The organism is Streptococcus sp. A34 (genome assembly GCF_043674115.1).
In the GTDB taxonomy this organism is placed as follows: Bacteria; Bacillota; Bacilli; order Lactobacillales; family Streptococcaceae; genus Streptococcus; species Streptococcus suis_V.
Genome location: NZ_JBIMJM010000004.1, coordinates 82577 through 101520, shown reverse-complemented (window position 1 = coordinate 101520; position 18944 = coordinate 82577). Strand labels below are relative to the sequence as shown.

At 39.8% G+C, this 18944-nt stretch carries 19 protein-coding genes, 3 tRNA genes and 1 pseudogene; all 23 read left to right on the top strand.

Annotated features, from left to right (window positions below; all coding sequences use genetic code 11):
- Positions 1 to 292 (top strand): topoisomerase DNA-binding C4 zinc finger domain-containing protein (locus ACHBGV_RS02430; protein ID WP_105101243.1); only part of this gene is annotated, 292 nt, incomplete at its 5' end.
- Between the two features lie 41 nt (positions 293 to 333).
- On the top strand, positions 334 to 708 hold the full coding sequence (locus ACHBGV_RS02425; RefSeq protein ID WP_336384973.1) for a TnpV protein: 375 nt from the start codon (positions 334 to 336) through the stop codon (positions 706 to 708).
- A 389-nt stretch (positions 709 to 1097) separates the two neighbouring features.
- The gene (gene tet(O/W/32/O) / locus ACHBGV_RS02420) at positions 1098 to 3017 is read left to right on the top strand and encodes a tetracycline resistance ribosomal protection mosaic protein Tet(O/W/32/O) (RefSeq protein WP_394735574.1); all 1920 of its coding nucleotides are present in this window, start codon (positions 1098 to 1100) and stop codon (positions 3015 to 3017) included.
- A gap of 51 nt (positions 3018 to 3068) precedes the next feature.
- Entirely contained in the window at positions 3069 to 3242 is a 174-nt protein-coding gene (locus tag ACHBGV_RS02415) for a cysteine-rich KTR domain-containing protein (protein ID WP_002779755.1), read from the top strand.
- Between the two features lie 251 nt (positions 3243 to 3493).
- Positions 3494 to 3952 (top strand): hypothetical protein, encoded by a 459-nt coding sequence (locus tag ACHBGV_RS02410; RefSeq protein ID WP_394735573.1) that lies wholly within the window; start codon positions 3494 to 3496, stop codon positions 3950 to 3952.
- The gene (locus ACHBGV_RS02405) at positions 3945 to 4391 is read left to right on the top strand and encodes a protein rep (protein WP_052306454.1); all 447 of its coding nucleotides are present in this window, start codon (positions 3945 to 3947) and stop codon (positions 4389 to 4391) included. Before ACHBGV_RS02410 ends, ACHBGV_RS02405 begins: the two co-directional genes overlap by 8 nt.
- Positions 4392 to 4494: 103 nt before the next feature.
- On the top strand, positions 4495 to 5898 hold the full coding sequence (tet(L), locus tag ACHBGV_RS02400) for a tetracycline efflux MFS transporter Tet(L) (RefSeq protein ID WP_394735572.1): 1404 nt from the start codon (positions 4495 to 4497) through the stop codon (positions 5896 to 5898).
- A 475-nt stretch (positions 5899 to 6373) separates the two neighbouring features.
- Positions 6374 to 7435: pseudogene (locus ACHBGV_RS02395) on the top strand (recombinase family protein); the annotation flags it as partial.
- A 33-nt stretch (positions 7436 to 7468) separates the two neighbouring features.
- Positions 7469 to 8392, top strand: coding sequence for an alpha/beta fold hydrolase (locus ACHBGV_RS02390; protein ID WP_105111008.1), 924 nt, complete (start codon positions 7469 to 7471; stop codon positions 8390 to 8392).
- 200 nt (positions 8393 to 8592) lie between these two features.
- Positions 8593 to 8982, top strand: coding sequence for a SpaA isopeptide-forming pilin-related protein (locus ACHBGV_RS02385; protein ID WP_105160879.1), 390 nt, complete (start codon positions 8593 to 8595; stop codon positions 8980 to 8982).
- A gap of 128 nt (positions 8983 to 9110) precedes the next feature.
- Positions 9111 to 9830, top strand: a complete 720-nt coding sequence (locus tag ACHBGV_RS02380) for a CPBP family intramembrane glutamic endopeptidase (RefSeq protein ID WP_105160880.1) — start codon at positions 9111 to 9113, stop codon at positions 9828 to 9830.
- Between the two features lie 749 nt (positions 9831 to 10579).
- The gene (locus tag ACHBGV_RS02375) at positions 10580 to 10990 is read left to right on the top strand and encodes a DUF1801 domain-containing protein (protein ID WP_105111011.1); all 411 of its coding nucleotides are present in this window, start codon (positions 10580 to 10582) and stop codon (positions 10988 to 10990) included.
- A 4-nt stretch (positions 10991 to 10994) separates the two neighbouring features.
- The gene (locus ACHBGV_RS02370; RefSeq protein ID WP_238140783.1) at positions 10995 to 11216 is read left to right on the top strand and encodes a hypothetical protein; all 222 of its coding nucleotides are present in this window, start codon (positions 10995 to 10997) and stop codon (positions 11214 to 11216) included.
- Positions 11217 to 11348: 132 nt separating this feature from the next.
- On the top strand, positions 11349 to 11585 hold the full coding sequence (locus ACHBGV_RS02365; RefSeq protein ID WP_238140782.1) for a YdeI/OmpD-associated family protein: 237 nt from the start codon (positions 11349 to 11351) through the stop codon (positions 11583 to 11585).
- Positions 11586 to 11774: 189 nt separating this feature from the next.
- The gene (locus tag ACHBGV_RS02360; protein WP_105111013.1) at positions 11775 to 12008 is read left to right on the top strand and encodes a DUF2969 domain-containing protein; all 234 of its coding nucleotides are present in this window, start codon (positions 11775 to 11777) and stop codon (positions 12006 to 12008) included.
- A 51-nt stretch (positions 12009 to 12059) separates the two neighbouring features.
- Positions 12060 to 12140 (top strand) — tRNA-Tyr (locus tag ACHBGV_RS02355).
- A gap of 138 nt (positions 12141 to 12278) precedes the next feature.
- Positions 12279 to 12350, top strand: a tRNA-Gln gene (locus ACHBGV_RS02350).
- A 123-nt stretch (positions 12351 to 12473) separates the two neighbouring features.
- On the top strand, positions 12474 to 13679 hold the full coding sequence (rpsA, locus tag ACHBGV_RS02345; protein ID WP_105111014.1) for a 30S ribosomal protein S1: 1206 nt from the start codon (positions 12474 to 12476) through the stop codon (positions 13677 to 13679).
- A 37-nt stretch (positions 13680 to 13716) separates the two neighbouring features.
- Positions 13717 to 13788, top strand: a tRNA-Arg gene (locus tag ACHBGV_RS02340).
- A gap of 95 nt (positions 13789 to 13883) precedes the next feature.
- Positions 13884 to 14912, top strand: coding sequence for a low specificity L-threonine aldolase (locus ACHBGV_RS02335; RefSeq protein WP_125266378.1), 1029 nt, complete (start codon positions 13884 to 13886; stop codon positions 14910 to 14912).
- Positions 14913 to 15012: 100 nt separating this feature from the next.
- On the top strand, positions 15013 to 16155 hold the full coding sequence (locus ACHBGV_RS02330) for a cysteine desulfurase family protein (RefSeq protein ID WP_105123372.1): 1143 nt from the start codon (positions 15013 to 15015) through the stop codon (positions 16153 to 16155).
- 1 nt (position 16156) lies between these two features.
- On the top strand, positions 16157 to 17374 hold the full coding sequence (gene thiI / locus ACHBGV_RS02325) for a tRNA uracil 4-sulfurtransferase ThiI (RefSeq protein WP_394720442.1): 1218 nt from the start codon (positions 16157 to 16159) through the stop codon (positions 17372 to 17374).
- 216 nt (positions 17375 to 17590) lie between these two features.
- A complete protein-coding gene (gene brnQ / locus ACHBGV_RS02320) occupies positions 17591 to 18916 on the top strand; it encodes a branched-chain amino acid transport system II carrier protein (RefSeq protein ID WP_172059568.1) in 1326 nt (441 codons plus the stop codon).
- The last annotated feature ends 28 nt before the right edge of the window (positions 18917 to 18944 follow it).

Sequence of the window (18944 nt, the reverse complement as noted above, 5' to 3'; positions counted from 1 at the left end):
GGTACAAATTCCCACTAAGCGCTCGGGACCCCTTGTAGGAAAATGTCCTAAGTGTGGCAACAATATTGTATTAAAAAAATCGTTTTATGGTTGTTCAAATTATCCTGAATGTAAGTTTACTTTAGCTGAACATTTTAGAAAGAAAAAACTAACCAAAACGAATGTAAAAGAATTACTGGAGGGAAAAGAAACCCTGGTAAAAGGAATCAAAAACAAAGAGAAAAAGCCCTACAATGCCGTTGTAAAAATTGGGGAAAAGGGATATATTGATTTTATCTCTTTTTCAAAATAAACATAAAAGCCCTTTAAAGAGGGCTTTTGAGGTAACAGACAATGGCAAAATCATTATTTGAGGAACTGGGCGGCAAATACGAAAGGCAAGGGGATTATTTGATACCGTGCTTAACTGTACCCGCCGAAGAAGAACAGGCAATAGGCATCTGGGGGCAACGGCATTTAGATTATCTAAAACAGTACCGTAAAGTTACATACACCAATCTTCTTACAAGCGGCAGGCTAAACGCCTACCTTGCCGACATCAACAGACAGGCACAGGAACGCTTTGAAAGGCTCATAGAGGGTATGAAACAGGCACAGGGCATAACGGAACGGCTAAAGGCAGAAAACGCCTTAGAATGGACAGGATGCCTCAATAACATAAGGGCTTGTGCGAGGGAGATTGTGGAAAAGGAAATTATTTTTGCATAAACAGATGATTAGTGGCAGGGGGAAATCCTGCCGCTTTTTCTGCTTTAGTTTGTCAGCTTGACAAATAAAGGGTTAAGGACTTGACAAATAAAGGGTTAAGGAATATAATTAGATTCAGTATTATACAAGGAGTTAATAAATATGCGGCAAGGTATTCTTAAATAAACTGTCAATTTGATAGTGGGAACAAAAAGTAGCAGTCCCGTTTCACTTTTAATATGGGGCTTGGTTTTTTGTACCCAGTTTAAGAATACTTTTATCATGTAATTTTATATGCCCGAAAACATATAAGTGTTTTGGGGCTATTGGAGTTATTTACCCAGTGATAGGAGTATTTATCACTGGGTATTTTTATGCCCTTTTTTGGGTGTTGATAGGAGGAAAATCACATGAAAATAATTAACTTAGGCATTCTGGCTCACGTTGACGCAGGAAAGACAACATTAACGGAAAGTTTATTGTATACCAGTGGTGCAATTGCAGAACTAGGGAGCGTAGATGAAGGCACAACAAGGACAGATACAATGAATTTGGAGCGTCAAAGGGGAATCACTATCCAGACAGCAGTGACATCTTTTCAGTGGGAGGATGTAAAAGTCAACATTATAGATACGCCAGGCCATATGGATTTTTTGGCGGAGGTGTACCGCTCTTTGGCTGTTTTAGATGGGGCCATCTTGGTGATCTCCGCTAAAGATGGCGTGCAGGCCCAGACCCGTATTCTGTTCCATGCCCTGCGGAAAATGAACATTCCCACCGTTATCTTTATCAACAAGATCGACCAGGCTGGCGTTGATTTGCAGAGCGTGGTTCAGTCTGTTCGGGATAAGCTCTCCGCCGATATTATCATCAAGCAGACGGTGTCGCTGTCCCCGGAAATAGTCCTGGAGGAAAATACCGACATAGAAGCATGGGATGCGGTCATCGAAAATAACGATAAATTATTGGAAAAGTATATCGCAGGAGAACCAATCAGCCGGGAAAAACTTGTGCGGGAGGAACAGCGGCGGGTTCAAGACGCCTCCCTGTTCCCGGTCTATTATGGCAGCGCCAAAAAGGGCCTTGGCATTCAACCGTTGATGGATGCGGTGACAGGGCTGTTCCAACCGATTGGGGAACAGGGGAGCGCCGCCCTATGCGGCAGCGTTTTCAAGGTGGAGTATACAGATTGCGGCCAGCGGCGTGTCTATCTACGGCTATACAGCGGAACGCTGCGCCTGCGGGATACGGTGGCCCTGGCCGGGAGAGAAAAGCTGAAAATCACAGAGATGCGTATTCCATCCAAAGGGGAAATTGTTCGGACAGACACCGCTTATCCGGGAGAAATTGTTATTTTAGCTGATGATACTTTGAAACTGAACGACATTCTAGGAAATGAAAAACTCCTGCCTCATAAAACACGGATTGATAATCCCATGCCATTACTTCGGACAACGGTAGAGCCGCAAAAGCCGGAGCAAAGGGAAGCCCTGTTAAATGCCCTCACAGAGATTGCTGATACAGACCCTCTTTTGCATTTTGACATTGATACTGTTACACATGAGATTATGTTATCTTTTTTGGGAAAAGTACAGTTAGAAGTTATTTGTTCGCTATTAGAAGAAAAATATCATGTGGGCGTGGCTATGAAAGAGCCTTCGGTTATTTATCTGGAAAGACCGCTTAGAAAAGCAGAATATACCATCCACATAGAAGTCCCGCCAAATCCTTTCTGGGCTTCTGTCGGGTTGTCCATAGAGCCGCTCCCTATTGGAAGCGGAGTGCAGTATGAAAGCAGAGTTTCACTTGGATATTTAAATCAATCGTTCCAAAATGCGGTTATGGAGGGGGTTCTTTATGGCTGCGAGCAGGGGCTGTATGGATGGAAAGTGACAGACTGTAAAATCTGTTTTGAATATGGATTGTATTATAGTCCTGTAAGTACCCCCGCAGACTTTCGGCTGCTTTCCCCTATCGTATTGGAGCAGGCTTTAAAAAAAGCAGGGACAGAACTATTAGAGCCATATCTCCACTTTGAAATTTATGCACCGCAGGAATATCTCTCACGGGCGTATCATGATGCTCCAAGGTATTGTGCAGATATTGTAAGTACTCAGATAAAGAATGACGAGGTCATTCTGAAAGGAGAAATCCCTGCTAGATGTATTCAAGAATACAGGAACGATTTAACTAATTTCACAAATGGGCAGGGAGTCTGCTTGACAGAGTTAAAAGGATACCAGCCAGCTATTGGTAAATTTATTTGCCAACCCCGCCGCCCGAATAGCCGTATAGATAAGGTTCGGCATATGTTCCACAAGTTAGCTTAACAGCTTGCAAAAGTCATATAAAATGAGATTTGAAAGGATTAGAGACTAATTATGATGAAATGCGAATGGATATTGTGTCCTGTTTGTGGGAGCAAAACCCGTAATAAAATTAGGAAGGACACTGTTTTGGAGAATTATCCCCTTTATTGTCCAAAATGCAGACAAGAAAGATTGATTAAAGTTGACAACTTGAAGATAACTGTCATCAAAGAGCCAGACGCTTAAGACGCAGAGCCGATGAAATTGTGGAACAATTCACGAATCATCGGCTCTTTTTGTTTCGTATTTGAAAGAACAAACTCACCAAATAAAAAAAACGATATTCGGGTGGGTTATTTTGTTATACCCTAAATTACCCTCTGAGTAAGCACGACCTTAAAGACTTAAAGGAACGGTGCAACGAGCAGAGCTGGGAACAGGGCTTGCATGTGCCGGAGAAAGGAAAGACATTTGCTGGAGAAGTCCGGGAAGAAACGGTGGCATGGAGCAAAGACACCTACCAGCTTTTGAAACAGGCAGAGCAGGGAAAGGTCAAAAGCTATGTGCAGGATATTGCCCTTGCGGTGCTGGATTGTAAGGAAACAGCGACCAGCCGGGAAACCTTTATCCGGCTGATGAATGAAAGAGGGTACGGGGTGGACTGGCAGGACAGCCACAAGTACATCACATATACCGACTTAGCCAGGGAACAGGCAGGAGAAAAGGCTTGTAAAATCAGGGATATCAAGCTGGAAAAATACTACAATATGGATTTTGGAAAGGAGAGTATGGAGCATGAGTTTGAGAGAAATGCACGAACAGCAGAAGCAGAGCAGTCCAAGAGAGCAGCTTCAAGAGTTAAACCGACAGAGCCGGACAGAGCTGGAAAACAGTCTGCTCAAAGAAGCGTTGGCGATGTCGAGCTGGCAGAGCATACAAGTGCTGTTAATGGTTAAAGCGTCGTATTTTGGTGGCGATTATTATATCTCGCAAGATGAATGGACGAGTATGTGGCAACAATCGGCAAAGCTTGATTACAAGCCAATTGTAGACGTGCGAAAAGTAAAACCAAATCAGCGTAAAGCTAAGAGTGACATGGATTTGCGTGGTGCAATTGTCGAAACAGCGAAGTATCCAACCAAGCCGATAGAGAAAATGGGCAAAACGGAAGAACAAAAACTGAAAGTGACTGATGATTTGATGAAAGCCTTGAAAAACAAGCGTCAAATTGGGTTTGGTGGTTTGTTTAAAGAGATACGCAAAGAGTTGCAGTTGGATGATGTTGAGAGAGGTGATCTCATTCACATCGATGATGAAAATCAGGACGTAAGTATGGGCGTGGAAATTGTCGCAATCTGGAATTGGGAACGGAAAAATTATTTTATTAAAGAGTAGTTCAACAAACGGGCCATATTGTTGTATAAGTGATGAAATACTGAATTTAAAACTTAGTTTATATGTGGTAAAATGTTTTAATCAAGTTTAGGAGGAATTAATTATGAAGTGTAATGAATGTAACAGGGTTCAATTAAAAGAGGGAAGCGTATCATTTTTACGACACAACCAAATTTTAATTTGGCTTTGCATTTTATCTTTTTTTAGCGTATTAAATGAAATGGTTTTGAACGTCTCATTACCTGATATTGCAAATGATTTTAATAAATCACCGGCGAGTACAAGCTGGGTGAACACAGCCTTTATGTTAACCTTTTCTATTGGAACAGCTCTATATGGAAAGCTATCTGATCAGCTAGGCATTAAAAGGTTACTCCTATTTGGGATTATAATAAATTGCTTCGGATCGGTAATTGGGTTTGTTGGCCATTCTTTCTTTTCCTTACTTATTATGGCTCGTTTTATTCAAGGGGCTGGTGCAGCTGCATTTCCAGCACTCGTAATGGTTGTAGTTGCGCGCTATATTCCAAAGGAAAATAGGGGTAAAGCATTTGGTCTTATTGGATCGATAGTAGCCATGGGAGAAGGAGTCGGTCCAGCGATTGGTGGAATGATAGCCCATTATATTCATTGGTCCTATCTTCTACTCATTCCTATGATAACAATTATCACTGTTCCGTTTCTTATGAAATTATTAAAGAAAGAAGTAAGGATAAAAGGTCATTTTGATATCAAAGGAATTATACTAATGTCTGTAGGCATTGTATTTTTTATGTTGTTTACAACATCATATAGCATTTCTTTTCTTATCGTTAGCGTGCTGTCATTCCTGATATTTGTAAAACATATCAGGAAAGTAACAGATCCTTTTGTTGATCCCGGATTAGGGAAAAATATACCTTTTATGATTGGAGTTCTTTGTGGGGGAATTATATTTGGAACAGTAGCAGGGTTTGTCTCTATGGTTCCTTATATGATGAAAGATGTTCACCAGCTAAGTACTGCCGAAATCGGAAGTGTAATTATTTTCCCTGGAACAATGAGTGTCATTATTTTCGGCTACATTGGTGGGATACTTGTTGATAGAAGAGGTCCTTTATACGTGTTAAACATCGGAGTTACATTTCTTTCTGTTAGCTTTTTAACTGCTTCCTTTCTTTTAGAAACAACATCATGGTTCATGACAATTATAATCGTATTTGTTTTAGGTGGGCTTTCGTTCACCAAAACAGTTATATCAACAATTGTTTCAAGTAGCTTGAAACAGCAGGAAGCTGGTGCTGGAATGAGTTTGCTTAACTTTACCAGCTTTTTATCAGAGGGAACAGGTATTGCAATTGTAGGTGGTTTATTATCCATACCCTTACTTGATCAAAGGTTGTTACCTATGGAAGTTGATCAGTCAACTTATCTGTATAGTAATTTGTTATTACTTTTTTCAGGAATCATTGTCATTAGTTGGCTGGTTACCTTGAATGTATATAAACATTCTCAAAGGGATTTCTAAATCGTTAAGGGATCAACTTTGGGAGAGAGTTCAAAATTGATCCTTTTTTTATAACAGGAATTCAAATCTTTTTGTTCCATTAAAGGGCGCGATTGCTGAATAAAAGATACGAGAGACCTCTCTTGTATCTTTTTTATTTTGAGTGGTTTTGTCCGTTACACTAGAAAACCGAAAGACAATAAAAATTTTATTCTTGCTGAGTCTGGCTTTCGGTAAGCTAGACAAAACGGACAAAATAAAAATTGGCAAGGGTTTAAAGGTGGAGATTTTTTGAGTGATCTTCTCAAAAAATACTACCTGTCCCTTGCTGATTTTTAAACGAGCACGAGAGCAAAACCCCCCTTTGCTGAGGTGGCAGAGGGCAGGTTTTTTTGTTTCTTTTTTCTCGTAAAAAAAAGAAAGGTCTTAAAGGTTTTATGGTTTTGGTCGGCACTGCCGACAGCCTCGCAGAGCACACACTTTATGAATATAAAGTATAGGAATCATAAAGAATGAAAAATATAAAGGCGATATTCTAATGGGCAAAACTTTTACAGTGGATCCAATAAGCAAGAGACGTTTAAGTAATTTTGGTGAAGAAGATAAGTACTACATCAAAGATAATCATGAACCTATAATATCTAAAGAAGACTTTGAGAAAGCTCAGGAGATTAGACTGCGTCGAGCAGGAAATAAGAAGACTGCTGCAAATGTAAATGGTAAGCGTGAACGCTATTCAAAAATGTATGCTTTTAGTAGCATGTTAGAATGTGGTTTTTGTGGTTCAATATTATCTAGAAGAAGTTGGCACTGCCGTTCAGATTATCGTAAGGTTGTGTGGCACTGTGTTACATCGATAAAGAAAGGGAAGAAATTTTGTAAGCATAGTAAAGGATTAGAAGAGCTCGCTATTGAGGGGGCTTTCATGGAAGCTTACAGACAACTTTATCATTCAAATGAAAACTTAATGACAGACTTACTTGAAACGATTGAATCTGAATTGAATGACAATAGCCTTAATAAGGAACTAAAAAGGATTACAAACAAACTTCGAACATTACTAAAAAAAGAGGAAAATCTTGTAAATCTAAGGCTCGAAGGGAAAATTAGCGATACCATATACAATGAAAAGTACAATGAAATTTCCTCAGAAAAAGAGTTTCTAGCAGAAGAGAAGGTAAATATTGAAACAACCTTAAAATCAGAAATAGATGTAAAGAAAAGACTAACTGAGTTTAAGCACTTGCTATCTTCACAGAAAATGCTTACGGAGTTTGATCGTGCAGTTTTTGAAAGTATTGTTGAGAAAATTATTGTAGGTGGAGTTAATAGCGACGGAGAAATTGATCCTGCAATGTTAACCATAATATTCAAAACAGGTGAAACTCAAAACAAGGATGGTAAACAATTTAAAAGTAAACGTAAAAATGCTAAACTAGAAACAGATAAATTGTGTCCTCAAAACAGTGACGAGGATAAAAAAATGTATTCTCAAGGACCAGACAACACATGTGGAGAGTGTAGTATTGATGTCACGAGCGTAAACGAAGTGTATTAATAATTATATTGTAATTAGATAGTAGGTGAAATTATGATTACTAAAAAAATTAAATCTAAGCGAGATGGACTGGAGCTCGAACTTGCTATTATAGAGCCAAGCTCTAATCCTATTGGAATTGTTCAGTTAGTTCATGGAATGTCAGAACATAAAGAAAGATACTACGATTTTATGAATTACTTAGCTCAAAACGGTTATGTCTGTGCGATTCATGACCATAGAGGTCACGGAGCTAGCGTTAAAGACTCATCTCACTTAGGATATTTTTATACAGAGGACAGCTCTGTTATTGTTGACGATGCTTATCAAGTGACAGAATACTTAAAAGAAAGATATCCTTCGTTAAGTATTTCAATATTTAGTCATAGCATGGGCACTCTTGTTTCTAGAAATTATTTAAAGAAATACGATTACGAGCTTGATAAAATAGTTTTATGTGGGCCACCAACTGAGAATAAATTAGCGGGATTTGCAGTATTTTTAGCAAAAATAAGCAGTGTTTTTTATGGCAAATATAAGCCCAATAAATTTTTTAATTCTTTATCAGCCGGTCAATATAGCAAGGGATATGAAAGCCAGCTAGATTGGATTTGCGCTAATCCAGACACAGTCAAGGAATACGATGCAGATCCGCTTTGTGGTTTTATATTTACTACAAATGCATTTATCAATCTTTTTAAATTATTAAAATCAGCGTACAATGGCAAAGACTGGAGACCAAAAAACACTGCTTTACCAATATTTTTAATAGCTGGAGAAGATGATCCTGTTATTCAAGGAAACGAAAAGTTTAAGGGTTTAGAAGGATTCTTAAAAAGTCTTGGATATAAAAACATTAAAAGCAAGCTTTATAAAGGTATGAGACATGAAATACTTAATGAAAGAGATAAAGAAACTATTTATCAGGACGTGCTAGAATTTTTACGCTCTGATACAAATAAAAAAGAAAAGATTTAGAATGTACTGACCCCAAAAAGTTGGACAAATAATTATTGAAAGGATTTAGTTCTGTATTGGACAGGACTAATGTTACTGCTTGCAAAAACTATTTATTATTAATAGAATGGAACAGATTGGATGGTAAAGGTATGATTAGAAAATTTCAAAAAGAAGATATTGAAAAGTAATATGGGATTGGCAAATGCAACATTTGATTTATTCTTGGTAAAAGTCGGCTCTGCTCAGGTAAACCTATAAAAACTGTGACAACAGGGGCTGACGGTAAGGCTATAATTGATGAGCTGGATTATGACAAAGAGTATATATTGGTTGAAACAAAGGCTCCTAACGGATATGTTTTAAATAAGGAACCTGTAAAAGTTAATGTAAAAGATTTGGATGAGGGTGAAGCCGTTATAAAGCTTTCTGTTAAAAATGATAAGGATAACAAAACTAATCCTCCTGCAAATGTTCCTACGGTAGTTAAGAAATATAAAGCTCCGGAAACCGGAGATAGCTCCAACATTAGTTTTTACTTGGTGACAGGCGTTGTTGCTTTGTTTATGTTGCTTGGATTGATTGGTAAGAACCATAGAAAGAATAATTGATTAGTCAGATGAATTAGAATGGCTTACATATAGCTATCTCTATATTGTAGTGGACTTAGAGGCAAAATCAAAGCACTTCAAGCAAATAATTGGAGGACTTTTTGATAGATGAAAGCAGGAGGTTGTATATGAAGAAGAACTATATTTTATTAACAGCGTATATGATTATAATGGGAATAGGACTTTTTATAAGTAATCATTTCTTAAATACTCCATATAATTCAACGGAGTTCAGCAGGAAGTTTTTGCCGTTTATGTTTATATTAGCGATATTGGTTTTGTACTACGGCATAAAAAATAAAAATGAATTAACCTTGCACTCAGAAAGCAAGCCGAGCTATGTATTTTCAGCACTTTTGTTCATCCCTGTAGTAGGGTTTGGACTATATTCAATTGTCAGAGGATTTAGTCCGGATTTAGCATTTGTTATATTGATAATAGATACTGCTTTGATTGGAATAGCTGAAGAAGGCATGTACAGAGGGATATTGCTTGGTGCAATGGCGAAGAAGATGAATCCGGCTCTTGCCATACTGCTATCTTCAGTGCTATTTTGTGCATTACATTTAATAAATGTTATAGGAGGTCTATCAGTCTCCGAGCTAATGGGACAACTTTGCTCAACCTTTGTTATGGGAGTGTTCTTAGGAGCTATGTATTTGGACACACGAAAAATACTGTTCCCTATAATTTTCCATTCTCTTTGGGATTACATATTGCTCAGCGGTAGCCTTGCAGAAGTTCAAATTCTGCCTATAGTATTGATAGGGGTATATGTTTTAGAGGTGGTTATTTCCCTTGTAATAATAATTAAACTTCTAAGGAAAAAAGAAAGGTTTTTCAGCTAGTAAGGGAATACAATTTTATATGCTTCTCCGACATTCAGATTGGTCGAGGTGAACGAAACTTAATAAAACTGAATAAAACTGAATTCAAAGATATAAGGCGATAGAAATGGAGTATCATACCCCAAAATCTATCGTCTTTTCTGGTGTCCGAAGTTAAAAAGAGAGGGATGCGAAAGCGGAATGTGATATAATAAAAGAAAAATTATTGTATAGAATGAGAAGAGAGTATGAAATATAATGACTTCATAAACGAAACTATAATGGATTTCGGTTCTATAGAGTTTAAGAATATTGGTTGAAATGGTATCTGACTTATACTCAATTTTAATAACATCTGAGATTGATTGTCGAAGTAAATGTGTTTACACTTTAAATGTCGATTTAAATTTTCTCACTTTTATTATTGCGTTCGTCCTTTATGTAAATCATTTCTTTAATGTTCATTGGTATTGTCCCCCTCCTCGGTCATAGCAATCAAAATAGAATGTTTTGGCTATATTTTATACCCAGCTCTATGGGAGAATTTGGAATGAAGTTGATTATTTTGGGATTGATAATCTCTTTAATTCCAAATATTGGATGGAATTTAGTTTTAAAATCAATTGTACTATCAAAAATAAAACAAGATATTAAGGAGAAAATAGATGCAAGATATTCTACGTACACTTGGATATAAAACTAGGGAAATGTTGTAACTAAATTTTACAATCTTTGAATATTATTAAAGCCACTCATCAGAAAGGAAATCTATGTCAAAATTTTCCCCTACTGGACAGTCAGTCCATGAATTGTTTGCAGAATTGAAAACAGTCCGTAAGCAGGAAGATGCCTACAAATTACTAGAATTGCACCAGCGCATCAGTCAGGAGGAAGCTGTCGTTTGGTATCCCAGCATTATTGGCTTTGGTTGCTACCATTATAAGTATGATACTGGGACGGAAGGAGATTCACCCATTCTCGCTTTTGCGGCCAGACAGGCTAAGATTAGTCTTTATATTGATCAAAATCTGCCTGGACGCCAGGAGCTATTGGACCGTTTGGGCAAGCATAAGGCAGCAGTTGGTTGTGTCTATGTTAATAAATTGGCAGACATTGATATGGAAGTTCTAGAGGAAATTCTGGTCAAATCTATTGAATACCACCGTCAAAAAGGGGAGTAAAATCATGGATGAAACCTTATTGAAAAAGCTAAAGTTGGATAAGTTCACAGATGTGGCTATGATGAAACCAGCGCAGGAGGAAGAAACTGCTTTTGATGGCTATGGCTTTCCGACAGAAGTAGCGGAGAAACTTGAGCTTGGGCTAGCCTACGTTTATAGCTTAGAGGAGATGAAGAACATAATTTTGCAGGCATCTGCACAACATCTCCTAGTTGAAAATGGTTAGCTTTATCTCTTCTATCCCAAAAATAAGAACAAGCTAGGGCACGCTCCCATTCATCGAGATCACATTTTTCCCTATCTAGAAGTTACTGATGAGGATGGCTATATCAAGGGCACAGCCTACAAGTTCAATCGAATGGTAGCGCTTGATGACAACTACACCATGGTGGCAGTCAAATTCCAACCAGAAACAAAGGTCCAGTCAAGCAGTCGATCGTCAGCCAGAGTAGGCGATTATCTGGATAAGGTCGCAGACATTGAGGGGTTTTTGGAACATCATCCAAAAGAATTGAGCTTTTATCAGAGTTTAACGCCAGGCTATCAACGAGATTGGGCCAGGTATGTTTACTCAGCCAAGACAGAGGCCACGTAGAACAAGCGTCTGGCTGAAATGGTTGATATTTTAGAACAAGGCTACAAGACAAAGCAATTGTATCGAGAAGGTAAAAAATAATTGTTTATCATAGTAAAAAATGTAAATCCGAACAAATAGTAAAATAGGAGCGCTTGCACTTGCATGCTCTTCTATTTTTTTGTAGAATAGTAAAAGTGAGGTTTTAAAATGAGTAAAAAAGATAAAAAAATTGAAATCCAACTAGAAGATAGCAAGGTTGTGGTTAATAAAGAAGAATTTTCAGGCTATCGTTTGGTTATCGGAAAAAAAGTTATCGGTGAGATTGCTGAATTTGAAGAAAAAAATCTTGCAGTGGTAAAAAACGGAGCTGTTGATAGTTTTTATAAATCTTTGGAATCAGCAGTAGCAAATATTATCGAAAATTACAATTTAAGCAATTAGAAGACTTGTAATTATCACTATTCTATGGTAGAATAGTGAATGTTAGTGCGCGGAGAGATAGCGAAGAGGCTAAACGCGGCGGACTGTAAATCCGCTCCTTCGGGTTCGGGGGTTCGAATCCCTCTCTCTCCATATCTAAGATACTAAGGGCGTCAAACGCACAGTAAAAATAGGAAGTTGACAGCAAATCCTGATTTGCTAGGCAACTTATCTTTTTTACACAGCGTTTAGCCCGAGTTCATTTCAGAACGTTATCTTAGTGGTGTATTTTGGGGTATCGCCAAGCGGTAAGGCAAGGGACTTTGACTCCCTCATGCGTTGGTTCGAATCCAGCTACCCCAGTCAAGGTATTAGGTTTATCCTAATTCGTCAAAGATGTCCATATTGTTGTTGTCCTTGCGTGTGCCTTAATAAAATATATTTTATGTTGGGTCGGGAGGCCCGATTGTCGGAGGTTTATTTATAATGAACGAATTTGAAGATTTGTTGAACAGTGTAAGCGAAGTTACACCTGGTGATGTCGTAACTGCTGAAGTATTGACAGTTGATGCTGGTCAAGCGAATGTAGCTATCTCAGGTACTGGTGTAGAAGGCGTATTGACTCTTCGTGAGTTGACAAACGACCGTGATGCTGATATCAACGACCTTGTTAAAGTTGGTGAAACACTTGAATTGCTTGTGCTTCGTCAAGTAGTAGGGAAAGATACTGACACTGTTACATATCTTGTTTCTAAGAAACGTTTGGAAGCACGTAAAGCATGGGACAAGCTTGTTGGTCGTGAAGACGAAGTTGTTACAGTTAAAGTTACTCGTGCCGTTAAAGGCGGTCTTGCAGTTGAATTTGAAGGTCTTCGTGGATTTATCCCAGCTTCAATGATCGATAGCCGTTTCACTCGTAACACTGAGCGCTTTGTAGGTCAAGAATTTGATGCTAAAATCAAAGAAGTTGATCCAGCAGAAAACCGCTTCATCTTGTCACGACGTGACGTTGTTGAAGAATCAGCAGCAGCAGCACGTGCAGAAGTATTTGGTAAGTTGTCAGTAGGTGAAGTTGTAACTGGTAAAGTTGCCCGTATCACTAGCTTCGGTGCTTTCATCGACCTTGGTGGTGTTGATGGTTTGGTTCACTTAACTGAATTGTCACATGAGCGTAACGTATCTCCTAAATCAGCAGTTACTGTTGGTGAAGAAGTTGAAGTTAAAGTTCTTGCTATCGACGAAGTTGAAGGTCGCGTATCATTGTCATTGAAAGCTACACAGCCTGGTCCGTGGGACGGCGTTGAGCAAAAATTGGCAGCTGGTGATGTGATTGAAGGTAAAGTGAAACGTTTGACTGACTTCGGTGCTTTCGTTGAAGTATTGCCAGGTATTGATGGTTTGGTACACATCTCACAAATTTCACACAAACGTGTTGAAAATCCAAAAGATGCTTTGTCAGTAGGTCAAGAAGTTACTGTTAAAGTTCTTGAAGTGAATGCAGCTGATGAGCGTGTATCACTTTCTATTAAGGCTTTGGAAGAGCGTCCAGCAGCAGCTGAAGGCGAAGAAAAAGCTGAAAAACGTGCACCACGTCCACGTCGTCAAAAACGCGAAGAAAAACGTGACTTCGAATTGCCAGAAACACAAACTGGTTTCTCAATGGCAGACCTTTTCGGTGACATTGAATTGTAATTCGATTAAAAACTTGCCTTGCGCAAGTTTTTCCTTTCCACCCTTAGTGTAATGGATATCACGTAAGATTCCGGTTCTTGAGATGGGGGTTCGATTCCCTCAGGGTGGATAATATAACGGCGAAAACCCTTATCCTATAAGGGTTTTTGTTGCACTTGTTCATAGTTTGTTCATAAAATTTGAAACTCCTGAAAGGAAATAAAGATGCTACATTTTGAAAATGACTATAATAAGGGAGCTCATCCTGCTTTACTGGAAGCTCTAATTACTACTAATGACGAGGGATTAGCAGGCTACGGACTTGATAGCCACACAGAATCTTCAATTGAGAAAATCCGCCAAGCTACAAATTGTCCTCATGCTCAAGTAACCTTCTTAGCAGGTGGAACACAGACCAACCAAATCGCTATCAATTCCTTGCTGGCATCCTACGAGGGTGTGATTGCTGCAGATACTGGGCATATTTCTACACATGAGGCTGGTGCTATTGAATTTTCTGGACACAAGGTTTTGACACTGCTGCATCATGAAGGGAAAATAACGGCAAGTGAGGTTGATAATTTCATCAAAGATTTCTATGCTGATGCTAATCATGCCCATATGGTTCATCCAGGAATGGTTTATATTTCTCACCCGACTGAATATGGTACGCTTTATAGCAAAACAGAGTTAGAAGACTTGTCCAAAGTTTGCCAGCAGCACAATATTCCGCTCTTTTTAGACGGTGCTCGCTTGGGTTATGGGCTTGCTGCACGCGATACGGATCTTGATTTGCAGGCCATAGCAGAGCTGACAGATGTCTTCTACATCGGAGGGACAAAACTTGGCGCCTTGTTGGGAGAAGCTCTTGTATTTACAAAGAATAATCAGCCAAAGAATTTTGTATCTATTGTCAAACATCACGGTGCCTTGTTAGCTAAGGGACGATTGATTGGAGTCCAGTTTGATCGATTGTTCACTGATGATCTCTATATGAGCATCGGACGGCATGCGATCGACATGGCAGAGCAACTCAAGGCAGTTTTAGTTGAAAAAGGCTATCGGTTTTATCTCAATTCGCCGACTAATCAGCAGTTTATTATTGTCAAAAATGAAGAGTTGCCGAAATTGTCTGAATCAGGCATTGCTTACAGTTTCTGGGAAAAATATGACGATAGTCACAGTATCATACGCTTTGCAACTAGCTGGTCAACTAGCCAGGCTGATATCGAACGGTTGAAAGAAATTTTATAGGTATGCAAGACAGTCCGTGGGCTGTCTTTTCGTAGTGATGGTTGGCGAAAGCTGGTAAAAAGTGATAAAATAGGACTATTGCAAACAAAGGAATGATATCATGATTTATTTTGATAACGCAGCGACGACTCAGGTCTATCCTGAGACGCTCAAGACCTATACAGAAGTAGCGACAAAAATTTGGGGCAATCCGTCTAGTCTGCACAATTTGGGCAGTCAGGCGACCCGTATCTTAGAGGCCTCCCGTAAGCAAATTGCAGAATTGCTAGGCAAGGATAGCAAGGAAATCTTTTTTACCTCTGGTGGTACAGAGGGGGACAACTGGGTTCTCAAGGGGGTTGCCTTTGAACGGTCGCATTTGGGCAAGCATATCATTGTGTCTGACATTGAGCATCCAGCGGTCAAGGAATCCGCCCTTTGGCTCCAATCGCAGGGATTTGAGGTGGATTTTGCGCCGGTCAATGCCCAAGGGTTTGTGGACGTTTCGGCATTGGAGAGCTTGTTACGTCCCGATACGATTTTGGTATCCGTCATGGCAGTCAACAATGAAATTGGCTCTATCCAGCCGATTGCGGAAATTTCAAACTTGCTGATGGACAAACCGACTATTTCCTTCCACGTGGATGCTGTTCAGGCTATCACTAAAATCCCGACAGAACGATTTTTGACGGAACGCGTTGATTTTGCGACCTTCTCTGGTCATAAATTCCATTCAGTTCGTGGAGTCGGCTTTATCTATGTCAAATCTGGTAAGAAAATTTCTCCGCTTTTGACAGGCGGTGGTCAAGAGAGTGACAAGAGATCAACAACGGAAAATGTGGCTGGTATTGCAGCAACTGCTAAAGCGCTCCGCCTCAGTTTGGACAAGGCGCAGGATAGCCAGAAACGATTGTCTGCCATGAAGCAAATCCTCTTGGAAGAACTCAGCACATTTGACCATGTGACTGTTTTTTCAGGCATGGATAATTTTGCACCAAGTATTTTGACCTTTGGCATTAAAAATATCCGTGGTGAAGTCATCGTCCATGCCTTTGAAGACCACCAGATTTACATTTCGACCACTTCAGCCTGCTCGTCCAAGGCTGGAAAACCGGCTGGAACCTTGATTGCCATGGGAGTACCGCAGAAGCTGGCTCAAACGGCCGTCCGTATCAGCTTAGACGATGATAATGACATGGGGCAAATCGAGCAATTCCTCACGATTTTCAAGCAAATTTATCACAATACACAGAAAGTAAGGTAGAATGAACTATTCAGAAATTATGATTCGCTATGGCGAATTGTCAACCAAAGGGAAAAACAAGATGCGGTTTGTCAACAAACTCCGCAATAATATCAAACATGTCCTTTCTGTCTACCCAGAAGTGACCGTTTATTTTGACCGTGATCGTGGTCATGTCTATTTGAACGGGGCAGATTATCAGGAAGTTTCAGCTTCTTTGAAGAAGATTTTTGGGATCCAAAATTTCGCACCGTCTTATAAGATTGAGAAGTCTGTTCCAGCCTTGAAAGAAGCGGTTGTGGAGATTATGCAGTCCATTTACAAGGAAGGGATGACCTTCAAGATTGCTGCGCGTCGTAGCGACCACAGCTTTGAATTGGATAGCCGCGACCTCAATCAAGTTTTGGGTGATGCTGTCTTCACAGCCATTCCAAATGTACAGGTACAGATGAAGTCGCCAGATATTACCTTGCGAGTGGAAATCCGTCCAGACGCAGCTTATATTTCCCATGAAGAAATCAAGGGGGCAGGCGGTCTTCCTGTTGGTACATCTGGCAAGGGTACGCTGATGCTATCAGGTGGTATTGATTCGCCAGTTGCGGGCTATTTAGCACTGAAACGTGGGGTAGAAATCGAAGCTCTCCACTTTGCAAGTCCTCCTTATACTAGCCCAGGTGCTCTTAAAAAAGCCCATGATTTGACCCGTAAATTGACAGCCTTTGGTGGCAATATCACCTTTATCGAAGTGCCATTTACAGAAATTCAGGAAGAAATTAAGGAAAAAGCACCTGAAGCTTATTTGATGACCTTGACCCGTCGTTTCATGATGCGGATTACAGACCGAGTTCGTGAAGAACGTGGTGCCATGGTTATTATCAATGGTGAAAGTCTAGGACAAGTGGCAAGTCAGACCTTGGAGTCTATGCAGGCCATCAATGCAGTGACCAATACACCTGTTATCCGTCCAGTTGTGACCATGGACAAGTTGGAAATCATTGATATTGCTCAAGAAATTGATACCTTTGATATTTCCATCCAGCCATTTGAGGATTGCTGTACCATCTTTGCCCCTGACCGTCCAAAAACCAATCCGAAAATCAAACATGTCGAGCAGTACGAAGCTCGCATGGATGTAGAAGGATTGGTGGAACGAGCTGTTGCAGGGATTATTGTAACTGAAATTACACCAAAAGTGGAAGCAAAAGATGAGATTGACAATTTAATCGAAGATTTACTGTAAACTGTTGATGAAGTTTAATGTCTGACACGGTTGGGAAAGAATAGACAGCTTTAGAAAGAAATTCATTCGCGCATCAAATGAAGGTTAATTTTAACTTGATTTGATGCGTTTTTTAATTATTTGACTTAGGTGTCGTTACCTTAATAACCTAACGTTCGGAAAAAATCGAATTTTTGTGGTATAATGGACTTTCGAAAAAGATAAGAAGGAGTTTTTATGAAAAAAGGAGCTCTAACAGGTTTACTCCTGTTTGGTATGTTTTTTGGTGCAGGAAACTTGATTTTTCCACCAGCTTTGGGGGTCTTGTCAGGTGAGAATTTTTGGCCGGCCATTCTCGGCTTTGTCGTATCGGGTGTCGGTATTGCCGTCATTGCCTTGATTGTCGGTACCTTAAATCCAAAAGGGTATGTACATGAAATTTCTCGCAAGATTTCACCGGCCTTTGCAACGGTCTATCTTGTTGCCTTGTACTTGGCGATAGGACCATTTTTTGCAATTCCACGTACAGCTACAACGTCATTTGAGGTTGGAATTGCTCCATTGTTGGGCGATGCGAATCTGGGTCTATGGTTGTTTGGTTTTACAGCTTTTTACTTTGTGGCAGCCTATTTGATCGCCTTGAAACCGTCTAAAATTTTGGACACGATTGGTCGGATTTTGACTCCGGTTTTTGCTATCTTGATTGTCATTTTGGTCGTTTTGGGAATTGTCAAGTATGGTTCAACTAATCCTTTACCAGCCGCAGAAAGCTACACGGCAGGACGTGCATTTGGAACAGGTTTTATCGAAGGTTATAATACACTGGATGCCTTGGCAGCAGTAGCTTTTAGTGTGGTAGCGGTCAATACCTTGAAACAGCTTGGATTTTCAAGCAAGAAAGAGTATGTGTCAACCATTTGGTCGGTTGGAGCAGTCGTTGCACTGGCTTTCTCTGCTCTCTATATTGGTTTAGCATTCTTGGGCAATCATTTCCCAGTACCAGCTGATGTTCTAGCTTCTGACACAAACAAGGGCGTCTACATCTTGTCGCAAGCAACGCAAGCTATTTTTGGTCCTAGCGCTCAGATTTTCTTGGCTGCTATGGTTATCGTGACTTGCTTTACGACGACAGCGGGTTTGATTGTTTCGACAGGCGAATTTTTCGCGGAACGTTTTCCGAAATTTTCCTATAAGGTTTATGCGACAGTCTTTACCTTGATTGGATTTGGAATTGCTAACCTTGGTTTGAGCAAGATTATTGCCTTTTCTATCCCAGTTCTCTTGGTTCTCTACCCGATTACCATTTGTTTTGTTCTGATTACCATTGTCAATAAATTTGTGCCTCTGTCAAAACCAGGCATGCAGCTGACAGTTGGTGTGGTAACAGTCTTGTCGCTAGTAGAAGTCTTGGCTGGACAATTTGGCTGGTCAGGAATTTCAAACCTGATTGGAGCTCTGCCATTTGCCGGACAATCCTTATCATGGCTGATGCCAGCAGTGGTTGGCATCCTGCTCTCGCTCTTCTTGCCAAACAAACAGACCAGTGAAAGCTTTGAAATGTAAAAAAATCATACAAAACACTTGCATTTGC